This window comes from Pontibacillus litoralis JSM 072002, assembly GCF_000775615.1.
GTDB classification, from domain to species: Bacteria; Bacillota; Bacilli; order Bacillales; family BH030062; genus Pontibacillus; species Pontibacillus litoralis.
Genome location: NZ_AVPG01000017.1, coordinates 46,679 through 66,132, shown reverse-complemented (window position 1 = coordinate 66,132; position 19,454 = coordinate 46,679). Strand labels below are relative to the sequence as shown.

Sequence of the window (19,454 nt, the reverse complement as noted above, 5' to 3'; positions counted from 1 at the left end):
GTTACTTAACTTTTCCCTCTACTCGATTAGTAAAATTCTGAATAAAACCAAATTTCTTTATGTTAAATTTCCTAACATCCATTGACACCTTTAAGAACATAATATAATATTAAGAATAATTAAACGACAGGCGAAAGGGGGGTTAACGTTATGAATGATGAGATGCGAAGAACGATGCCGTTATTCTCCATTGGTATAGTAAAATCATTGACACAATTATCGGCACGTCAAATTCGATATTATGAAGAGCATAACTTGATCCACCCAGCCAGAACTGATGGGAAAATCGTTTATTTTCGTTCAATGATGTGGAACGTCTTCTTGAAATTAAGGCATTAATAGACAAAGGGATTAATCTTGCGGGAATTAAACAAGTAATATCCATGCAACAAGAAGAACGAGAACCATTAACCTATACAGCAGAACAAGTAGGGAAAGTGCAGCAAGATTTGTCTGACAAAGAACTACGGAAGCTGTTGAAAAATGAGTTGATGCATGGAAATCGTTTCGGGAAATCATCATTGCGTCAGGGAGAACTATCTCGATTCTTTCATTAATTATGGAAGATAAATTATGGAGGAGGAATAAGTAAACTATGGCTTCGAAATTCACAAGAGAACAAATTTGGGAAAAGATCAAGGAAGAAAATGTTAAGTTTATTCGCTTACAATTCACCGACTTATTAGGAGTAATTAAGAATGTAGAAATTCCGGTAAGTCAGTTAAACAAAGCGTTAGACAACCAAATGATGTTTGACGGATCTTCCATTGAAGGATTTGTACGTATCGAAGAATCAGACATGAAACTACATCCTGACCTTAATACGTTCGTAGTATTTCCATGGACTTCTGAAAAAGGGAAAGTAGCACGCTTTATTTGTGACATTTACAAACCTGATGGCACACCATTTGAAGGTTGCCCGCGTTACAATTTAAAGCGTAACCTTAAGACGATGGAAGAGATGGGGTTCTCTGCTTTTAACTTAGGAACGGAGCCAGAATTTTTCCTTTTCAAACTAGATGAAAAAGGCGAGCCAAGTATGGAGCTAAATGATAAAGGTGGATATTTTGACCTTGCTCCAACGGACTTAGGGGAAAACTGTCGCCGCGATATTGTATTAGAATTAGAAGAAATGGGCTTTGAAATCGAAGCTTCTCACCATGAAGTTGCGCCAGGTCAACATGAGATCGATTTCAAATATTCTGACGCAGTAAAACATTGTGATGATATCCAAACATTTAAATTAGTTGTTAAAACGATTGCGCGTAAGCATGGTTTACATGCTACCTTTATGCCGAAACCTTTATTTGGAGTAAACGGTTCAGGAATGCACGTAAACATGTCATTATTCCAAAATGGTAACAACGCTTTTTACGACGAAAATGGCGAGCAGCAATTAAGTTCATTAGCATACAACTTTATTGCTGGAGTAGTGAAGCATGCAACGAACTTTACAGCTGTTACAAACCCAACAGTAAACTCATATAAGCGCCTTGTACCTGGTTATGAAGCACCTTGTTATGTGGCGTGGTCTGGCCAAAACCGTAGTCCACTGATCCGTATTCCGTCCTCCCGTGGCTTAAGCACACGTATTGAAGTACGTTCAGTGGACCCGGCCGCAAACCCTTATTTAGCAATGGCGGTTCTGTTAGCTGCTGGCTTAGACGGAATTGATAACAACCTAGAGGCACCAACACCAGTTGACCGTAACATTTATGTAATGGATAAAGAAGAGCGCGAAGCACACGGTGTTCAAGATTTACCCTCTACATTAGCAGAAGCATTACAACTTCTGAAGAAAGACGACAAAATGGTTGAAGCACTAGGAGAACACTTATACGAGCATTTCATAGAATCAAAAGAAATTGAATGGGATATGTTTAGAACACAAGTCCACCCGTGGGAACGTGAACAATATATGTCGATTTACTAAGCTTTATGAAGCCCTTGATACTTTGGTATTGAGGGTTTTTTGTTAACGGGCCGTATGTTAGATGAATGGGTTGTTTATGAAAGTGCTGGTACATGCCCGATTGTATTGCGACAAAATCTTGCTCATGTAATTTTCGAGCTTCTGCATGAAAGAATAGACAGAAAATGAAATCGATTGGAAACTAGTGGAGTTAAATAGGATAAAGGAAATGATCACCCAAACAACAGTTCATGAAGTCAAATTGAAAATGTCGTAGCATCCATGAATCATTTGCCGTTACCGTACATAGGAAGGTTGTATAAGATATTCTAAATTATAAATAAAGGGTGATAATATCATGAAAAAAGTGGCGATTGGTGCTGGGCATGGATTGAACACACGTGGTAAACGCACGCCTGATGGTGAACATGAATGGATGTTTAATAATCAAATTGTGGAAGCGACAATTCGTCGATTAAATGATTATGAGGGCGTTACCATTTTACGTTTAGATGATCCGACTGGGAAGCGAGATGTGCCGTTAGAGGAACGCACGAATAAAGCAAATAATTGGGGAGCAGATATTCTTGTAACCGTTCATCACAATGCATATGATGGAAATTGGGGGACTCATTCTGGTACAGAAACTTACACGTATATAGGAAGTTGGCCAAATGCAGAGAAACTAGCTCGTGAAGTGCATGATCGAGTAGTCAAAGCCTATGGATTAACAGATCGAGGTCTAAAAAAGGATAACTTTCATATGCTGCGTGAATCAATTATGCCAGCGATTTTAGTAGAAGGCGGATTTATGGATTCTTCCATTGATATAAAGCAAATGAGAAAAGAAGCCGTCTTACAGGAAGTAGGTTATGCCGTAGCTGAAGGAATCGCGGCGTACTTCAGTCTTAAAAAAGGAAATAGTAGAGATATAAAAAAAGGAGATCGAGTAGTATTAAAGTTGTCTGCATCTCGTTATGCGACAGGTGAAGTAATACCTGACTATGTTAAAGGAAAAACATATACGGTGCAGCAAGTGAAATCAGATCGCTTTTTGTTACAAGAAATTTATTCTTGGGTAGAGGAGCAAGATGTTGAAATAAAGTCTAGAAGTTCAAGTGATTATGATGATAAATGGATACGTTCAAAAGTAGATGGATTACGATTTTACAACAAGCCTTCTTGGAGTGATGATGATGTAGCCGGTTATGTTCAAAAAGGGTATGGATTTCCGGTGGTAATACAAAAATTAAAAGTAGGAAATGGCTATCAATATGAAGTGAAAAATAGTAAAGGTAGCATTTATTATATAACGGCTCATAGTAAGTATGTGTATTTAGACTGAAAACAAGTCAACCGAATGTGGTTGACTTGTTTTCTATGCGAACTTCTTTTTTATTTGTATATCTAATAGAAAATTACCGAATGGGATAAAAGCGACAATAAAAGCAGAGAACACCCATAAGATAGACCAGCGAATTTTATATGTCGTATAAGCGATTATAAGTATATAACTAATAAAGAAGAAACCGTGAAGTGAGCCAACAATCGTTACAGCTTCTGGAATATCCGCCATATATTTTAATGGCATGGCAAGAAATAATAATACGAGTAAAGAGCCTCCTTCAATAAATCCAGCTAATCGAAAGCGATTAATAGTGGTTTCTAGCATATTGAGATCCTCCGAGTTCCATAGTTTCGTACATCTACCTGTTATTCTACCATATTATTCATCTATTCGGCACGTTAATTCAAGCAATTAAGTTAAATTTTACATAAAAGGACTATTTTGCTATTCTATACAGAGTGAGTTTATATGAAGTTAAGGGGGAATTAGGTGAAAACGTTAAAAGTACTAATGTGGATTGGGGTTATATGTATTCTAGCACTTACGATTACCATGGCTTACTTCGTAGTCTCAGCTAACTTTGCATCTGAAGACGTAAAAGAAGAAAAGGAAGAAAAAACGAATGCGAATGAAAAGCAACGAGAAAAAGAAAGCAATGATGGTGCAGAGGTGAAGGAGGAAGTAGTAACAGAAGCGAGCAGCGATGAAAATGGTGGACAAACAGAAATGAGTGATATAGGTGTATTTATAGCAAAGCAACACGAGTTTTATAACCGGACAACTGGGTATGGAAAGTTAGATTCATTGCAACTTGAAGAGCAAAAAGAGCAAGCGAGCGCTATAATAAAGTATATAGATAATGCAGAAGATTACGGGAAAGTCCTCAAGCAAGATATAGAATCTATTCATAGTATAGCAAATCAGGTAGTTAATGGGGAAGAACAGGTCTCACACGTACAATCATTACATCGTATGTTTCACGATTTGGATATTGCTATAAATGGTTACACAAATTATAAAAAGGTGTGGGGAGTTACAAAGACATACGAAAGTGTCGTTAGGAGTGAATAGTTCGGAACCATAAAATTTTAAATATGGTAGTACAAAAACGTAGGACGTTATTTTGTCCTACGTTTTCTACTATTTAAATATAAGTACAGGGCAATGAGCGTGCTGTACAACATTATGACTGACGCTACCTAAAAACAATTCTTTTACGTTTCTTAGACCGCGGCTACCAATCATAATTAAAGTAATATCATTGTTTTTTGCATATTTGCAAATTTGCGCCCCAGGGTTTCCAGTAAGTACTTCTGTTTCGATATGTTGATCTTCACGCTTAAATTGTTCTACTAACTTCGCTAATTCCACTTTAGAGTCTTTTCGTAGCTCATCTTCAATACTTTTATAGATGGTTTTATTCGTAAATGGGCCCGTCGGATTGACTACTGTAACAACGTGAATTTCTGTTTCAGGATTTTCATCTGCTCGATTCATCGCTTCTTGTAATGCTTGTTTACTTAACTTAGAACCATCATATGCAACTAGTATGTTATTCATACTATTACACCCCTTTGCATTTTTTCTGTAATATTCCTTCTCTTTATATTGTAATATGTTATCACGCTTTCGGCTGTACTATCAATGGTTTATGTTAGGATAATAAATATCGGGTGCTCGCCTATTTCGTGATTACTAATGATATACCCTTTTTCTACTATTCATAACATGGAAAAGGTTCGTTTATTGATTTTTAAAGTTATACACTTGTTGGTACTCCATTGCTGTGTGTGGTACATCTGTGAATAGCCCGTTGCATTTCCACTTATAGCAACGCATGAGTTGGGTAGGGCGGTTAACTGTATAGACACGAATAGGAATGGTATGTTGGTTACTTTCTTCAACTAGGCGTTTTGTTAGTAAGGAGTATCGTATGTGAAGTCCATCTGCACCAATTTGTTTTACATAATCTAATGGTTTTTTCGTTCGTTGGGAAAGGAGTAATGCCGTTTCTACTTTCGTCGTTAAGTGGCCCATTTGCTTGATACTTTGTGGATTAAAGCTAGAAATGATAGTGTTGTTTTCAAGGTTAAAATGTTTTATTTGTTCTAAAACGAGCGATTCAATGTGTTTGTATTCAATTATGTTCGTTTTTAATTCTAAGTGAATGGTAAACGAATTTTCTTTTTGTGCCCATTTCAAAAATTGTTCTAGTGTAAGTATCTGGGTACCTACATATTTGTCTGAAAACCATGCTCCAGCGTCTAATTGCTTTAACTCGTCACAAGTGAAATCTTTAACATATCCTTGTCCGTTCGTCGTTCTTTTTAACGTTTCATCGTGGATCAGAATAGGGATGTTATCTTTTGTTAATTGTACATCTGTTTCAATTCCGTCAGCCCCAATTTTACTCGCTAATTTAAATGCAGGCATTGTGTTTTCTGGTGCAATTTTACTCGCGCCACGATGGGCAATAATGGCAGTTTTCACATAGGGCACCTCCTGTTCGTCACTTTGCTTTTATTTTCTGTTAAGGATGATTAAATGTCAACTTATTGCGAAGAATTATTCGGATGCCACCATCTGCATAATGAGGTGAATTGTGTTAGGATGAAAGCGTTAACTAAAAAGGCGGTGGAGAAAAGATGGAGATGAAATGGCAGCAAAGAGAAGAAATGATTAATTTATTATGCTCCCTTGTTTCCTATCCTAGTATTACGGGGAGTGAAGCAGAGATTGCCTTAGTGGAACACTTGTATCAACTGCTAGGTAGTCGAACTTATTTCCAAAATAATCCGAGCTATGTAGCCTTACATCCTCTCCAAGATGGGAGACGGCTTTTAACAGCGCTTGTCAAACAAGGGAACGCAAAGGATACTATCATTTTGTTAAGTCACTTTGATGTGGTCGGTATCGACGATTTCGGATCTAGAAAAAACATAGCTTTCCACCCACGCGAGTTGACAAGGGATTTCAATGAGCATATTGAGGAATTACCGAAGCTAGTGCAACAAGATCTACAGCATGGAGAATGGTTGTTTGGCAGAGGGATTATGGATATGAAAGCGGGTCTTGTGCTCCATTTATCTTTATTAGAAAAGGCGTTTACTGGAGCATTTGACGGCAACATACTACTTGTGACAGTACCTGATGAAGAAGCAAACTCATTAGGTATGCTGCATGCTTTACCTGTGCTTCAATCCATCCAGGAACAGGAAGGGTTAACGTTTCGTGCTTGTTTAAACGGTGAGCCGATGTTTAGCCAATACCCTGGTGATGACCATAATTATGCTTATTCCGGTTCAATTGGGAAGGTGTTGCCTGGTTTTTTTTGCTATGGGAAAGAGACGCATGTTGGTGAACCGTTTGCTGGTTTAAATGCGAATTTAATGATGAGTTATATTGCTCAAGAAATGGAATTGAATGAACATTTCAGTGAAACAGTTAGGGATGAAATAACACCACCTCCAGTAAGCCTTATGCAAAGAGATTTGAAGGAGGAATACTCGGTACAAACGCCTCAAGCAGCCATTTCTATGTATAACGTATTATATATGAACCAATCTGTAGATGAACTGAATAATAAATTGCTCCATGCTGCTCACAAGGCAAGTGTACGAATCACAAAGCATTTTAAAGCGAAAGCGAAGGCTTTTTATCGCGAGGAACAAGAGCTCAGCATACCAGAGATGAATGTTCAAGTGTTCATGTATGACGAGTTAGTTCAAGAAGCAATTGCTCGCTATGGACGAGAAGAAGTAAAAAGACGAGAGAATTTGCTTCTTAATCATCGAGATAAAGGGGATCGAGATTTTTCTACATTGCTTGTACAAGAATTAGCTACGTTATGCAAAGATTTAGCGCCAATGATTGTGTTATTTTATAGTCCGCCATTTTATCCTGCGGTTTCTTCCAAGCAAGACCCCTATATTCAACGGACGATAGAATTCGTGCAACACTTAGCGAAACAACAGTTCCAAGTAGATGTGAAAGAAATAGAATTTTTCCCTGGATTATCTGACTTAAGCTTTATTGGACCTATTACTTCTGCAACAGCATTAGAAACGTTGATGGGCAACATGCCGTTGAAAGGAAAAGGATTCGATTTAACAGAGAAGATGTTACAGATGTTTCAAGTTCCTATACTGAACGTCGGACCTAGAGGCAAGGACGCACACCAATGGACAGAAAGGTTAGAGCTTACGTATAGCTTTGACCAACTACCGCATGTATTAACAGAAACGATTCATTATTTGTTAAAAGAAGATAATTAAAGTAAAAAAGCGCAGCACTTCCTTTGGTGCTGCGCTTTTTGTATTAACTTCTTACAAGCCCATGCGGATCGATGACAAATTTCTTTGAAGCACCGCCGTCAAATTGTTGATAACTAGCCGGTGCTTCATCAAGGGAAATTAACGTGGCGTTTACCGCTTTAGCAATCTGTGCGCGACCACTTAAAATGGCCATCATCAAATCACGGTGGTATTTCATAACAGGTGTTTGACCTGTCACAAAGGTATGTGCCTTTGCCCAGCCTAGTCCTAGCCGGATTTTAAGTGTTCCTTCTTTAGCATCGTCGTCGATTCCACCTGGGTCTCCAGTTACATATAAACCAGGTATGCCCAATCTTCCTCCCGCTCGTGTGATATCCATAACCGCATTTAATACGGTAGCAGGAGCTTCTTGAGCACCTTCACCATGTCCACTTGCTTCAAAGCCGACGGCGTCGATAGCACAATCAACTTCTGGAACGCCGAGAATTTGATCGATTTGGTCAGCGAGATTAGGATGATTTCGGAGGTTGACGGTTTCACATCCGAAACTTCTTGCTTGGGCTAGTCGCTCTTCAATGAGATCGCCGACAATAACGACAGATGCGCCTAACAATTGTGCAGAGTGAGCGGCAGCAAGTCCTACAGGGCCAGCACCAGCAACATAAACTGTAGAACCTGGTTTCACACCAGCGCTAACTGCACCGTGATAACCAGTAGGGAATATGTCAGATAGCATCGTTAAATCGAGAATTTTTTCCATTGCTCGGTCTTTATCAGGGAACTTTAACAATTGGAAGTCAGCGTACGGAACCATCACATATTCTGATTGACCTCCAACCCACCCCCCCATATCCACATAACCATAGGCAGAACCTGGGCGATCTGGATTGACATTTTCACAAATATGCGTGTCTTGTGTTTTACAACTGCGACAACGGCCGCAAGCAATATTAAACGGAACAGACACTAAATCTCCTTTTTGAATAAATTCGACATCACTACCAACTTCTATCACTTCCCCTGTAATTTCATGACCAAGTACTAAACCACTCGGTGCAGTTGTCCGGCCCCTTACCATATGTTGATCACTACCACAAATATTAGTGGTTACCACTTTCACAATGACACCATGATTACACTTTCTGCCGACATTTAGAGGATTAACCCCAGGTCCATCTCGTAAAACCAGTTCCGGGTAACGAATATCCTGCACTTCTACATGTCCTTTTCCAACATAAACGACGCCACGATTTCCTGCCATTCAACCACTCCCTAATCATGAGTAAATGGTGCCTTCTTAGTAAGCGTTTTTATTCTAGCTATATTATACTATACAACGATTTGAATTCAAATAATTCAGTTTATTTATGTGCTGCGGATTTGGAGCGTGAGTCATAATTAGAACTTGTGAGATGTCCTTTGAGTCAACGTGTGATTGTATTGTTTGATTAGAAAGAGCGATATTCTTTAGGGGATAGCCCAACGACTTTTTTAAATGAGCGTGAGAAATAATTCGGATCTTTATACCCGACTTGATCACTAATTAGTTGTATAGAGTAGTCCGTTTCTTTTAATTGTTTTTTCGCAGCTTGAATGCGAATAGTGCTTAAGATTTTTTTGAAAGGTTTTTGTTTAGCGGAAAGTAAGCTACTTAAATAGTTTGGACTAATATCTAAATAGCTGGCTATGTCATCGAGTTTAAGGTTTTTATTTTGGTAATGATTTTCCAAATAGAAGATGGATCGCTCAATATAGTCAAATTCCCCATTTTGTTTGTGGGAATGTGCGTTTTGGGTCACTTTGATGCAAAATAATATCAATTCTTGGATAATGGTATAGAGAATAGGGCTATTTAAAATGATGCTAAACATTGTATGATATTCTCGTTCTATTTCATCTATTTTGGACAGTTTATAATTTTTTATAAAGCGTCTTATTTGAGCTAAAATGCTAGTCAATTTAATTCGAACAATTTCTGGTTCAGGATAAGTGTTCGAAGTTATTGTAAAAGATTGGTGCAGAAAATCCTTCAAACGATTAATATCTCCCTTTTCCAAACTAGTAATCCACATTCGTTGTTCGGCAGAAGTTAAAAAAGGATCAAAGGTAACAAATGTAGGCGTATCACTCGTTAGAAATACTTGTTTAAAGCCTTTATAAAATTTAAGTTGAAGCGCGTTTTTCGTTTGGTCATACACATGTTTAAGGTTGTCAACGGTTAAATAACAATCATGGATTGCGATATTAATAGAGAAATCAAATGCTTCCTCTCCCCATTGCAACATTTTATGTGCTTCATTTCTTATAGATTCCACATCGCTTGAATCGATTGGATAAGCAAGACAAACAACCATATGACTAAGCGGAAATAGTTCAGTTGAAAAAGGTAGTTTTAATTGATGTAACCATTGGTATAAAACCTTTATTTTATTTTTATCTTCAGGTTCTATCAGTAAAAAATAAGGTTTAACATTGTCTCCTAATTCTGCATCCATAAATAAAGAATGGTAAACTTCTTGGTTTCTATGTTCTGGGTGTATTTGCTGGAGGTGTTGTTTTTCTTGATGAGAAGCTTTCATCAATGCAGTTTGTAATAATTTAAGGTTAAAAGGTTTGACTAATAACGAGCTTGAATTTAGTTCTATGGCTTGTTGAGCTCGTTCAAATAGTGGCTCAGCAGTAATACTTATTAAACGTTTGCAATAGCGTTTAACATGAATAGAAAAGGATGATATATTTCTTTTCGTCAACATATCCAATTCAATGATTACCACGTCAGGTTGTTTGTCTTTTATCATTCTATTTGCTCGTTGAATGCTCGGCGCATAATAGATTTCGTTGAATCGCATTTGATTAGCCTTAATAAACCATTCAATGCCAGCTTTTTCTGTCTCATCTCGATCAATAATTAACATGTTCACCTATGTCCCAACCCTTCTTAACAATTTTATGACCTTATGGCGATAGTAAATAAATGCTATACATTAGAATAGAACAAAAGTTAAATGATTAAATAAATACTGTACTTTGTAAAATATTCTCTACCTTTAATTTATCAGAAAAAATATAATAATTACAATAATATAAAATTTCACACAAAAAAATGGGTGTAGGGAGGTTGATTATGAATAGTGTTAAGCAGCAATTGGAAAGTGAGCAAACGGGTCATTCTTTTGCGATGCTGAAATTTATTATTTTTAGTGGTTTAGGGATTATTTCATTTTTTGTCCCGATAACCATAAATGGAGAATCCTCTATATTACTCGATCACATTGTTTCCGTCATCAAAGGGATGAATCCACTCATTATTAATACGTATATCCTTTTGATTCTTTTCACGGGGGCGCTGTATCCGTTTATTAAAAAAACATGGAATGATAGTGCTGTACAAATTACGCTTTCATTTTTTAAAATAGCGGGTTTTTTGTTTGGATTCATGCTCATTTTTAAAACTGGTCCTGATTGGCTGTTCTATCCTGATTTAGGTCCTTTCCTTTTGGAGAAATTAATCATCCCAGTAGGTATACTAATTCCAATTGGCGCTATGTTTTTAGCATTATTAGTTAGTTATGGTTTTCTTGAATTTGTAGGTGTATTTATGCAATCTGTTATGAGGCCTTTATTTAGAACACCTGGACGTTCGGCAATTGATGCTGTTGCTTCGTTTGTAGGGAGTTATTCTATAGGTTTATTGGTGACTAATAGAGTATTTAACCAAGGAAAATATACGTATAGGGAAGCAACTATTATTGCGACTGGTTTTTCTACTGTATCCGTTACTTTTATGATTGTTATTGCAAATACGTTAAATTTAATGGAATATTGGAACTTGTATTTTTGGACCTCACTTATTGTTACGTTTTTTGTAACCGCTATCACTGTGAGGATTTGGCCTTTGAATAATATAGAGAACACATATTGCACAGGAGAAGGCGATCCAGAAGTTGTAATAAGGAATAATAAGTTGCATCATGCATGGAAAGAAGGGATGAAAGCAGCAGATGAATCCGCGCCTTTCTTTACAAATATTTTTTCTCATTTTCGAGAAGGACTCATCATGACTATGAATACACTTCCTTCTATTATGTCAGTGGGATTATTAGGTTTAGTGCTTGCATATTATACACCTTTATTTGATTGGATGGCTTATCTTTTTCTTCCGGTGACATGGTTGTTACAAGCGCCAGAAGCATTACTGACTGCCAAGGCGGCTGCTATATCTATTTCAGAGATTTTTCTTCCGTCTTTAATTGTAACAGAGGCTGATTTAGTTACTCGGTTTATTGTAGCGGTGCTATCGGTTTCTTCTATCATATTCTTTTCTGCTGTTGTACCTGTCATTTTGTCAACTGACATTCCTATATCAATATTCAAAATGGTGATTATTTGGTTTGAGAGAGTTTTCATTACCTTACTCATCATCATTCCAATTTCAATTTTACTATTTTAAGGGGGGAACAAGGATGAAACCTTTGGAAGGTGTTAGAGTTTTAGATTTCACACGCGTATTAGCTGGACCATTTAGTACAAAGATATTAGCTGATTTTGGAGCAGAAGTTATTAAAATAGAAAAAAGTGGTTTAGGTGATGATACTAGATCTTTCGGTCCATTTCAGAATGGATTAAGTGGCTATTTTGTATTTTTGAACAGCGGAAAAAAGAGCGTTGAATTAAATTTAAAGGATGAGAAATCCATTCAGCTTATTAAACAATTGGTAAAAGATGTGGATGTGGTAGTAGAGAATTTTAGACCAGGAGTAATGAAAAAGTTTGGGTTAGATTACATGACTTTAAAGAAAGAAAAAGAAGATTTAATTTATGCATCTATTTCCGGATTCGGCCAATCTGGCGTTTGGCATCAGAAACCGGCATATGATTTAATTGCTCAAGCTATTGGGGGAATAATGAGTATTAATGGGTATGAAGATACACCTCCAACTAGAGTAGGTTCTTCCTTAGGTGATACAAGTGCAGGTTTGTATTTAACAATTGGTATATTAACAGCTTTATTTCATCGCTCAAGAACCGGGGAAGGTCAACAAATTGATGTTGCGATGGCTGATACGATTTATTCCTTATTAGAAAGCAATATTATGCGCTATACAGTAGACGGTGAAACGCCTCATCGTATTGGGAATAGGCACCCAATAAGTGCTCCTCTTGACACGTATAAAGCAAAGAATGGTTATTTAGCTATAGCGATTGCTAATGATGCCTTATTTAATAAATTCGCTCAAGTTATGAATAGAGAGGATTTAATAGAAGATAGCCGTTTTTATACCGACTTTGAAAGGGCGTTCAATCAAAAGGCATTAAAGCTTGAAATTGAAAACTGGCTAAAAAATTATTCGAAAGAACAGGCTGCCTTGATATTAGACAATGAAGGTATTCCGTGTGCTGAAATTTATAATATCAAAGAAATCTCAGAAAGTAATTATATTAAAGAACGGAATATGCTAGTACAAGTTGACCAGCAACAATATGGAGAGTTTACGATACCCGGAAACCCTATTAAGCTATCATCCTTAAAAGATAAAAATAATAACGTAACACGAGCTCCAGCTTTAGGTGAGCATACAGAAGAGCTAATGGATCAATACATGAACCAAATGGTAGAAGGAGGAAGAGAGAGTTGAACTTTGATTACACAGATGAGCAAGAAAGCATTCGTAAGATGGTAAAGAATTATGCAAAAGAAGTCTTAGCTCCACGTGCAAAGCAATTAGATGAAAACAATGAATTCCCTACCGAACATGTTCAATCGATGGGGGAATTAGGGTTATTAGGAATTGCTTATCCGGAAAGTGTTGGCGGAGTAGGAGCGGATTCCGTTACCGAAGCCATAGCCGTTGAAGAAATTACTTATGGTTGTGCGGCTACAGGCTCTATTTTGACCGCTCATTATTTAGGAATCGATGGATTATTTCTTGGTGGATCGGAAGAACAAAAACAAAAGTATTTAGTTCCTGGTTGTAATGGTGAGAAGCTATTTGCATTTGGTTTAACGGAGCCAGTAGGCGGGACAGATGTTGGTTCAATGAAGACAACAGCAGTCAGAGATGGAGATTATTATGTATTAAATGGGATGAAACATTTTATTACAAATGGTAGGTATGCAGATACCATTGTAGTTTATGCCAAAACAAATACGTCTCAAGGGAATAAAGGTATAAGTGCTTTCATAGTCGAGAATGGAACAGATGGGCTTTCTTTCGGTGCTGGTGACGATAAAATGGGAATTAGAGGAGCAAGAACGGATGAAGTTATTTTTGAAGACTGCTACGTTCCTGTTGAAAATCGTATCGGTGAAGAAGGAGATGGCTTTAAATTAGCCATGCAAGTTGTGGATAGAGGAAGGATTGGTATCGCTGCAATGGCAGTTGGATTATCTCAAGCCGCTTTAGACGCAGCTGTTCAGTATGCTAATGAGAGGTCTACATTTGGGAAACCAATAGCACAATATCAAGGATTACAATGGATGTTAGCTGAGATGAAGGCTGAATTAGAAGTATCACGTATCTATACGTACTATGCCGCTTTTTTAAAAGACAAAGGTAAAAGAATTTCTCAAGAAGCGGCGATAGCAAAGCTTATGACATCTGAAGCTAGTCAACGTATTGTGCATAAAGCTGTTCAAATACATGGTGGATTCGGATATATGAAAGAGTTTCCTGTTGAAAGGTTTTATCGTGATCAACGTATTTTGGAAATTTTTGAAGGAACGTCCCAAATTCAGAAAATCGTTATTGCAAGTCATTTATTGAACTAGATGTTCGGAATTTTGTGATGCTTAAAATAAAAGGAGGAGTTTGAAAATGAAAACAAATCAACGTATTAAAGCGCCAACAGGTACAACATTGACATGCAAAGGTTGGCAACAAGAAGCAGCGATGAGAATGCTAATGAACAATTTAGATCCCCAAGTAGCGGAGAATCCAGATGAACTTATTGTGTACGGCGGTATAGGAAAAGCAGCACGCAACTGGGAATCTTATCATAAAATCATTGAAACGTTAAAAAATCTAGAAAATGACGAAACGTTAATCGTCCAATCAGGTAAGCCGGTAGCAGTTTTTAGAACGCATGAGCAGGCGCCAAGAGTATTGATTGCTAATTCCAATATTGTTCCTGCTTGGGCGAACTGGGATCACTTTTACGAGTTAGAAAGAGAAGGGTTGATGATGTATGGTCAAATGACGGCGGGCAGCTGGATTTACATCGGGGCTCAAGGGATTTTACAAGGGACGTATTTAAGTTTTGTGGAAGCTGGTAAAAAGGTGTTTGGTACACCAGATTTAGCGGGAAGATTTATTTTAACAGGCGGTATGGGTGGAATGAGTGGCGCTCAACCGTTAGCTGGCAAAATGGCTGGAGCAGTAACGCTTGTCGTGGAAGTAGACCGAAATCGAATTCAGAGGAAGATAAAAGAAGGATATTGCGATTTCATGTGCGAAAGCTTAGAGGAAGCACTTGCGTTAGTTCAAAAGTATGTGGATAAACGAGAAGCTGTTTCTATTGGTCTTGTGGGGAATTGTGCAGATGTGTATCCAGCAATCTATGACAAGGGAATAATTCCAGACCTCGTAACGGATCAAACGAGCGCTCATGATCCTGTTAATGGGTACGTGCCGCATGGTATGCCTTTCGAACAAGCGCTACAGCTGAGAAAGCAGGATCCGAAAGTGTATGAACAAAAAGCGAAAGCATCTATGGCGGAGCATGTGCAAGCGATGTTGAATTTCCAGGCGCAAGGTGCGGAAGTGTTTGACTATGGAAACAACATTCGCGCTTATGCGAAGGAAATGGGCGTAAGCAATGCTTTTGATTTCCCAGGCTTTGTCCCTGCTTATATTCGGCCGTTATTCTGTGAAGGAAAAGGACCGTTCCGTTGGGCTGCATTATCTGGTGATCCAGAAGACATTTATAAGACAGATGAATTAGTGAAGCGTATGTTTGCAGAGGATGAATCTTTATTGAACTGGATTGATATGGCGCAGGAACATGTGAAGTGGCAAGGACTTCCTTCTCGCATTTGCTGGCTAGGTTATGGGGATCGACATCGCTTTGCGTTACAAGTAAACAAAATGGTCGCATCAGGAGAAATAAAAGCGCCGATTGTATTTGGACGAGATCATTTAGATTCTGGCTCTGTTGCGTCACCAAACCGTGAAACAGAAGGGATGAAAGATGGAAGTGATGCGGTTTCTGATTGGCCTATTTTAAATGCTTTAGTGAATGTCGCTGGTGGAGCGAGTTGGGTTAGTGTTCACCATGGTGGTGGTGTTGGTATGGGGTATTCTCAGCATGCAGGTCAAGTTATTGTGGCAGACGGAACGGAACAAGCGGCAGAGAAAATCAACAGAGTGCTTATAACGGACCCTGGCATGGGTGTAGCTCGTCACGTAGATGCTGGCTATGACAAAGCTATCGAAGCAGCTAAAAAGCATGATATCCATATTCCGATGATTGACTAAACAAAAACCAATAATCGAAAAAATAACCAAACATCCACGGTATTCAATGAACTCGTGGATGTTTGAACGAAAGGGAGTAGATGAAATATGGTACAACGTATGTTTATTTCCAATGCAGCACAGTTAGTTACGATGGCTGGACATACAGCGCCAGCTACAAAAGAAGCCATGTCTATATTGAACGTGATTGAAAACGGTGCTGTTTGGATAGAGGATGGTATCATTGTGGAAGTAGGTACAGACGAAGGGCTTAGAGAAACTTACAAAGATCAAATAGAACATGCGACGGTTATCGATGCCACTGGCAAAACGGTTACACCTGGACTTATTGATCCTCATACCCATTTAGTGCATGCTGGTACGAGAGAGAACGAATATGCGATGCGCTTGCAAGGGCGTACGTATATGGACATTATGGAGGCTGGAGGAGGTATTCACGCGACCACACGCGCTACTCAGCAAGCGACGCACGAAGCATTATATGACCAATCGCTACAACGTTTACATACGTTTTTACTTCACGGTGTTACGACTGTCGAAGCGAAAAGTGGCTATGGATTAACGCTGGAACATGAGCTAAAACAGTTAGAGGTCGCAAAGCAATTACAAGAAGACCATCCGATTGATATCGTATCGACATTTATGGGAGCTCACGCTGTTCCGTTTGAGGATAAAGATAATCCTGAAGCTTTCGTCGATCGAGTTATACATGAAATGCTTCCTGAAGTTGCCGAGAAGAAACTAGCAACGTTTAATGATGTTTTTTGTGAACGTGGCGTTTTTACACCGGAGCAATCGAAGCGTATTTTAGAAGCAGGTAAACAATACGGACTTACGCCGAAAATTCATGCCGATGAAATTGAACCTTATGCAGGAGCAGAGTTAGCGGCAGAGGTAGGAGCGATATCGGCGGATCATTTGTTGAAAGCTTCTGATAAAGGAATACAGGCAATGTCCGAAGCGGGAGTAATGGGTGTATTACTACCTGGAACAGCCTTCTTCTTAATGGCAGAGTATGCACAAGCTAGAAAAATGATTGATGCTGGCGTGGCGATTGCGTTATCGACGGATGCTAATCCAGGATCATCACCAACGATTTCATTACCATTTATTATGAATTTAGGGTGTTTGAACATGAAGATGACCCCTGAAGAAGTGTTAACTGCTACAACGCTCAATGCTGCTTATGCTATTGGAGTTGCTGATAAGGTAGGTAGTTTAGAGCCAGGGAAGCAAGGAGATATAACTATCTTTGATGTGCCGAACTACCTTACATTGTCATATCAATATGGAATGAATCACGTAGATACTGTTGTGAAGGCAGGACAGCAAGTAGTGATAGGTGGCCAATTGCAATGACGACTTACCCTTATCCGATGCTGGAGCGTCCTAGTATGATTTGGACGAAACAAACAGAGAAAACGACTGATTTGAAAGTGCATGAATGGATTGAAACGATAGGAGAAGGCACACCTAATTGGTCTTTATATGATGCTACTATTTTAGGTGTTCCTCTTTCTAAGTCGTCAATTAGTACGTCTGCAGCGAGCGATAATCCTAATGCGATGCGTCTAGCTTGGAAATCGTTTGGTACGTATAATTTAGATGAAGAAATTGATTTAGCACGACTACAAATACTAGACTTAGGCGATGTGAAGCAGCACGTTACAGATATTGCTTATTCACATGACAGAATTAAAGAAGCCATGACAGCCATGCAACAGCATCATTCCCGTGCAATTCCGATTACTTTAGGTGGAGATCATTCCATCACGGCGATGCTTGTTAAAGGATGGAAAGATGCACATCCGGAAGAAACGATAGGAATATTACAGTTTGATACTCACTTTGACTTGCGGGATTTACAACAATTTGGTCCGGCAAATGGTACACCGATTCGAAATGTTATCGAAAGTGGTACGGTTGCTGGGCATCATGTTCATAATATTGGTTTACATGGGTACTTTAACAGCAAATCGTTGAAGGATTATGCCGATGAAGTGGGGGTACATTATACAACGATGAAGCAAGCGAGAAGACAAGGAATGCAATCTGTTGTCGAACATGCTTTATCCCAATTACAAGACCAAGTAGATACGATTTACTTGACGGTGGATATGGATGTATTGGATATCGTTCATGGGCCTGGGACACCAGCTGCTTCACCTGGAGGGATGTATGCAGAAGAGTTGTTTGAAGCTGTACAAATTGCTGGTGAACACCCGAAAGTAAAAGCGATGGATATTGTTTGTCTTGATCCACGTAAAGACGTAGGGGATATTACAGTAAAGCATGCTGTACATGTGATGTTATCGTTCCTAACAGGGTATTACAAACGCATGTACCATTCTTCTTTATAAGAAAAAAGGGCACAATTGTATTGCGATACATTGTGCCTTTTCGTTATGCTTAAAGATAATAAAAGGAATATAAAAGAGGAAGTAGGAGTCGTATAGTTAGAAAGGGGGAATAGGATGGTTAATGACTGGAGAAGGGTGATAGAATGTTTGAATCAAGTAGTGGTTGAGTCAAATCCAAATAATGAACCAGTTACCATTTACGGTGCTGTGGAAGGGTTGCGCTGTATCGGTGTTGGGACAGATGCTGCGGTATTTCAATCTCCATATGCGCTTGATTATGCCTTTAAGGTATATGCAACAGATAGACAAGAGAAAGCATCCATCGAAGCATCTATTTATGCACAACTAGGAGCATCACGCTACTTTCCGAAATGCTATGCTGACTATGAGACTTTTCTTGTTTTAAGTTATGAACACGGAATGACGTTATTTGATTGTATATTACAAGGTGTTTCTATTCCGAAGCAAGTGATGGAAGATGTCGAACATGCACGTGCTCACGTACGAGAGCAAGGGTTAAATCCCCGCGATATTCATTTGAAAAACATTTTGCTGCAAGATGGTAGGGCAAAAATTATTGATGTGTCTGAATATGGTTTGTCAGGAAATGATTATCGATGGGAACATATAAAAAAAGCATACGACGAACATTACCATTTGATTGCTGGAAGACCTGTGCCATTTTGGATAATGGAAACGGTGCGAAAGTGGTACAACAATCGTAATAAACGTTTTTCTTCATTTGAAGACTTTATAGAAAGTGTACTGAAGTTCACATCGTATAAAAAGGATAAAGAGGAGTAAAAGAATAATAAATTTTCGTAAATTAGAGGATGTATAATAATAAAATGTTTAAAGTTAGAGTTTATTTTACATATAGTATTTTCTTTATTTTATTTTTTGGAACTATTATTGCTTTGATTTCTGAATTTATAGTATTTAGAATTATTAAGGTAATTGGGGTATGACATTATTCTTTTATTACCTGCTTGGTTTTATATTTATTGTTTTCGTTGGTGGTGATGTGGATTTATTTTTAAGTGATTTTTCGGTATTTATATCATTGTACAGTTTGTTAGTGGTTGT

General features: G+C 38.3%; 16 protein-coding genes and 1 pseudogene. 12 read left to right on the top strand and 5 right to left on the bottom strand.

Going from position 1 to position 19,454, the window contains the following annotated elements; all coding sequences use genetic code 11:
- The first annotated feature begins 150 nt into the window (after positions 1-150).
- The 3 genes and pseudogenes from N784_RS11245 to N784_RS17115 all read left to right on the top strand — a co-directional run bounded on the left by N784_RS11245 (position 151) and on the right by N784_RS17115 (position 3,257).
- Positions 151-557, top strand: a pseudogene (locus tag N784_RS11245) (MerR family transcriptional regulator).
- A 38-nt stretch (positions 558-595) separates the two neighbouring features.
- Positions 596-1,933 carry a type I glutamate--ammonia ligase gene (gene glnA / locus N784_RS11240; protein ID WP_036834984.1) on the top strand — a complete coding sequence of 446 codons (1,338 nt, stop codon included), beginning with the start codon at positions 596-598 and terminating at the stop codon, positions 1,931-1,933.
- 337 nt (positions 1,934-2,270) lie between these two features.
- A complete protein-coding gene (locus N784_RS17115; RefSeq protein WP_036834983.1) occupies positions 2,271-3,257 on the top strand; it encodes an N-acetylmuramoyl-L-alanine amidase family protein in 987 nt (328 codons plus the stop codon).
- A gap of 33 nt (positions 3,258-3,290) precedes the next feature.
- On the opposite strand, the gene N784_RS11230 is transcribed toward N784_RS17115, so the two are convergent.
- Positions 3,291-3,584, bottom strand: coding sequence for a DUF3817 domain-containing protein (locus tag N784_RS11230; RefSeq protein ID WP_036834982.1), 294 nt, complete (start codon positions 3,582-3,584; stop codon positions 3,291-3,293).
- Positions 3,585-3,749: 165 nt separating this feature from the next.
- Between N784_RS11230 and N784_RS16015 the strand changes: the two genes are divergently transcribed.
- Complete coding sequence (locus N784_RS16015) at positions 3,750-4,331, top strand: hypothetical protein (RefSeq protein WP_052127275.1); 582 nt, start codon at positions 3,750-3,752, stop codon at positions 4,329-4,331.
- Positions 4,332-4,400: 69 nt separating this feature from the next.
- Here N784_RS16015 and N784_RS11220 read toward each other — a convergent pair whose 3' ends face one another.
- Positions 4,401-4,820 carry a universal stress protein gene (locus N784_RS11220; protein ID WP_036834981.1) on the bottom strand — a complete coding sequence of 140 codons (420 nt, stop codon included), beginning with the start codon at positions 4,818-4,820 and terminating at the stop codon, positions 4,401-4,403.
- A 183-nt stretch (positions 4,821-5,003) separates the two neighbouring features.
- Positions 5,004-5,750, bottom strand: coding sequence for a glycerophosphodiester phosphodiesterase (locus N784_RS11215; protein WP_036834980.1), 747 nt, complete (start codon positions 5,748-5,750; stop codon positions 5,004-5,006).
- A gap of 161 nt (positions 5,751-5,911) precedes the next feature.
- On the opposite strand from N784_RS11215, the gene N784_RS11210 reads away from it, so the two are divergent.
- Complete coding sequence (locus N784_RS11210; RefSeq protein ID WP_036834989.1) at positions 5,912-7,534, top strand: M20/M25/M40 family metallo-hydrolase; 1,623 nt, start codon at positions 5,912-5,914, stop codon at positions 7,532-7,534.
- A 43-nt stretch (positions 7,535-7,577) separates the two neighbouring features.
- Here N784_RS11210 and fdhA read toward each other — a convergent pair whose 3' ends face one another.
- Both fdhA and N784_RS11200 read right to left on the bottom strand, forming a co-directional pair.
- Complete coding sequence (fdhA, locus tag N784_RS11205) at positions 7,578-8,795, bottom strand: formaldehyde dehydrogenase, glutathione-independent (protein ID WP_036834979.1); 1,218 nt, start codon at positions 8,793-8,795, stop codon at positions 7,578-7,580.
- A gap of 187 nt (positions 8,796-8,982) precedes the next feature.
- Entirely contained in the window at positions 8,983-10,449 is a 1,467-nt protein-coding gene (locus tag N784_RS11200) for a helix-turn-helix domain-containing protein (protein WP_232306014.1), read from the bottom strand.
- 209 nt (positions 10,450-10,658) lie between these two features.
- On the opposite strand from N784_RS11200, the gene N784_RS11195 reads away from it, so the two are divergent.
- From N784_RS11195 to N784_RS11165, 7 genes are all read left to right on the top strand, one after another.
- Complete coding sequence (locus N784_RS11195; RefSeq protein ID WP_036834977.1) at positions 10,659-11,984, top strand: YjiH family protein; 1,326 nt, start codon at positions 10,659-10,661, stop codon at positions 11,982-11,984.
- Between the two features lie 13 nt (positions 11,985-11,997).
- Entirely contained in the window at positions 11,998-13,170 is a 1,173-nt protein-coding gene (locus N784_RS11190; RefSeq protein WP_036834976.1) for a CaiB/BaiF CoA transferase family protein, read from the top strand.
- Complete coding sequence (locus N784_RS11185) at positions 13,167-14,303, top strand: acyl-CoA dehydrogenase family protein (protein ID WP_036834975.1); 1,137 nt, start codon at positions 13,167-13,169, stop codon at positions 14,301-14,303. The genes N784_RS11190 and N784_RS11185 overlap by 4 nt, the downstream gene beginning before the upstream one ends.
- A gap of 46 nt (positions 14,304-14,349) precedes the next feature.
- Positions 14,350-16,008 (top strand): urocanate hydratase, encoded by a 1,659-nt coding sequence (gene hutU, locus N784_RS11180; protein ID WP_036834974.1) that lies wholly within the window; start codon positions 14,350-14,352, stop codon positions 16,006-16,008.
- Between the two features lie 87 nt (positions 16,009-16,095).
- The gene (gene hutI / locus N784_RS11175) at positions 16,096-17,367 is read left to right on the top strand and encodes an imidazolonepropionase (protein ID WP_036834973.1); all 1,272 of its coding nucleotides are present in this window, start codon (positions 16,096-16,098) and stop codon (positions 17,365-17,367) included.
- Positions 17,364-18,368 (top strand): agmatinase family protein, encoded by a 1,005-nt coding sequence (locus N784_RS11170; RefSeq protein ID WP_036834972.1) that lies wholly within the window; start codon positions 17,364-17,366, stop codon positions 18,366-18,368. Before hutI ends, N784_RS11170 begins: the two co-directional genes overlap by 4 nt.
- Before the next feature lie 114 nt (positions 18,369-18,482).
- Positions 18,483-19,172, top strand: a complete 690-nt coding sequence (locus N784_RS11165; protein ID WP_036834971.1) for a serine/threonine-protein kinase — start codon at positions 18,483-18,485, stop codon at positions 19,170-19,172.
- Positions 19,173-19,454 lie beyond the last annotated feature (282 nt).